A 2,357-nucleotide genomic window follows, 5' to 3' on the forward strand; every position below is an offset into this window, starting at 1 on the left:
TCAGAACCTGTTCCTGGTGGCCAAGGCCGATACGACCTTCAAGGAAGCCTTCTCGATGGCGGATGAGGTGCTCCAGCAGGGCGTCCGTTCGATCACCGATCTGATGGTCATGCCGGGCCTGATCAACCTCGATTTCGCCGACGTTCGCTCGGTCATGGCCGAAATGGGCAAGGCGATGATGGGCACCGGCGAAGGCAGCGGCGAAAACCGCGCGCTCGAAGCTGCGGAAAAGGCGATCGCCAACCCGCTGCTCGATGGTGTTTCGATGCAGGGTGCCAAGGGCGTGATCATCTCGATCATCGGCGGCGAAGACATGAAGCTGCTCGAAGTCGATGAAGCTGCAAACCACATTCGCGAACTGGTCGATCCCAATGCCAACATCATCTGGGGCAGCGCGTTCAATCCCGATCTTCAGGGCAGGATCCGCGTTTCGGTGGTCGCCACCGGGATCGAACAGAGCGCCGACCATGTGGTCGAAGCTGCCAGCCGTCCGATCAGCCTGAGCACCGGACGCGGCCCGGCCCGGCCTTCGATGACCGTCACGGCCGCTGAACCGCTGTTCGAACGCAACGCACCGCCTGCGCCCGAACCGGAAATCGAGGACGTTGAACCCGAACCGATTGACGAAGCTGAAGCCGAACCCGAGGTGGCAGTTGCCGCCCCCGAAGTGTCGGCTGACGACGATTGGGAAATGCCCGAACTCGAAAGCGGCGATGGCACCGGTGAAGGCGATGAGCCGTTCGAGCTCAAGCTTGAAGCGCCCGAAGGCAGTGACGAAGGCGCGGCGGATGGTGATGAACTTCTGCTTGATGCCGATCGCCTCGCTGCCGAGGACGAGCCGGTGGGTGGCGGATCAGCCCTGCCAGGGCGCCGCCGCGGGCTGGTTTCAAGCGGCGATGACAGCGTACCCGAGCCGTCCGGGTCCGGCGCAGAGTCGGCCTCGGATGCTGGCACCGGCGGCGCTGGTGCAGCGGGCGGCGCGGCCGACGAAGCGCCGGCCAAGCCCCAGCCGCGGCTGGGCAGCGGGGCCACGCTGTTCGAACGCATGGCCAATCTTTCGCGCGGCGGCCGTTCTGCTGACGACGACGATGATGATGACGGCGGTGATGGCGGCCCGTCGATTTCGATCCCGCGTTTCCTGGGACGCCAGAACAACCAGTAACGCAGCACATTCGGGGCCGGGTCGCGTTCGGCCAGAGTTAAGCTACGATCGGGCAGCAGCCTGATCGTAGCCGTCTTGTGCGGCGCGTCGAAAAGGTTAACGCTGCAGCGATGTTCGGCATGGAAAAATCGGATCTGAAGCTGCTGTTAAGGGCCAGCGCGACGGCGTTGATGCTGACCGCCATACCGGCGCATGCCCAGGTCACCGCGCCCGCCGCAAGCCAGCCCGCCATAAGCCAGCCCGTTGTTCAGCCGTTGCCGACGAAATCGCCCGGGATGCGGCTCAACGATGCGCTCAACAAGCTGGCGCGCAATCCCCAGGATGTCGAAGCCCTGATCGAAGCGGGGCGCGCCTCGCTCGATCTGGGCGATGTCCAGGCGGCAATCGGGTTTTACCAGCGCGCCGATACGCTGTGGCCAGGCTCGGTCAGGGTCAAGGCGGGGCTGGCCGGGGCCTATGTCCTGTCGGGCGATCCGCTGACCGCGATCAATCTGTTCGCCCAGGCGGAAAAGCTTGGTCCGCTCGATGCCACGGCGCTGTCGGACCGGGGCCTGGCCTATGATCTGGTGGGCGACAACCAGACTGCACAGCAATACTATCGCCGCTCGCTCGGGCTGGCGGCCAATGACGAAGCCAGCCGCCGCCTGGCGCTGAGCCTCGCGATTTCGGGTGACAGGCGCGGGATGGATGCGGCGCTGGCGCCGCTGATCGAGCGCAACGACAAGGCAGCCTGGCGCACGCTCGCCTTTGCGCAGGCGATCCTCGGCAACCTGACCGGGGCCGAAACGATCGTGCGGCAAAGCGTATCGGAACAGACGGCCGACAAAATGGTCGGTTATATGAGCTTCATGCCCAAATTGACCCCGGCGCAGCAAGCGGCGGCGGCCAATCTGGGCTTGTTCCCGCGCTCCGCCGAAATCGGGCAGGACGATCCGCGCTATGCGCAATATGCGCGGACGCGTCCGGTTCTGGCGGCCGTGGCCCCGGTTACTGTGCCCTCAGCTGAAAAGGGTAAGGCCAAGGATAAAGGCAAGGGCAAGGGCAAGGACAAGCCACCGATCCAGGTCGCCGCTGCACCGCCGGTCCCGGCTGTGGGCCGCGAAGTCAACGGCAAGCCGGTGCAATTGGCCGTAGCGACACCCATGGCCAGCCCGCCGCCCGTGCTGCGCCCCGCGCCGGCCCCGGCCCCGGCACC

General features: G+C 65.6%; 1 protein-coding gene and 1 pseudogene. Both read left to right on the forward strand.

The features are described from left to right. Positions 1-1,162 (forward strand): annotated as a pseudogene (locus RMN99_RS06495) (cell division protein FtsZ); the annotation flags it as partial. A 110-nt stretch (positions 1,163-1,272) separates the two neighbouring features. Further along, positions 1,273-2,357 (forward strand): tetratricopeptide repeat protein (locus tag RMN99_RS06500; protein ID WP_309622489.1); only part of this gene is annotated, 1,085 nt, incomplete at its 3' end.

Origin of the sequence: Novosphingobium sp. (assembly GCF_031417815.1) — a bacterium.
GTDB lineage: Bacteria > Pseudomonadota > Alphaproteobacteria > Sphingomonadales > Sphingomonadaceae > Novosphingobium.